This is a genomic window from Salinimicrobium oceani (assembly GCF_012037645.1).
In genome coordinates this window covers 1-279 of record NZ_JAAVJR010001696.1, presented here as the reverse complement: position 1 = coordinate 279, position 279 = coordinate 1, and the positions used below count along the sequence as shown (strand labels likewise).

1 pseudogene is annotated in these 279 nt (G+C 40.9%); it reads right to left on the bottom strand.

Going from position 1 to position 279, the window contains the following annotated elements:
* Positions 1 to 279, bottom strand: a pseudogene (locus tag HC175_RS23640) (YheT family hydrolase); the annotation flags it as partial.

Genomic DNA, 279 nt, shown 5'->3' with positions numbered 1-279 from the left:
ATTTCAATCGGGTAACAGGCTTCAGAAAGAAAGCCGTCATTTTTAGCATTTATGAGCAGGGTAGGAATTTTGATTTTTTCCAGGAATTGCAGCGAACTGTTCTTCTCGTAATAATCCACTGCATTTTCAAAATCATGGGCACGGCTGGTGTAAAGCTCATCAATGTCCACCAGGGAATCACACGCATCGATCTCTTCTTTTGTTATCTGATCTGGAAATTGTTCTGCCCGCAGCAACAGGTGGTCTCTTAATTTATAATAGAAACGCTTTGAATAGAGG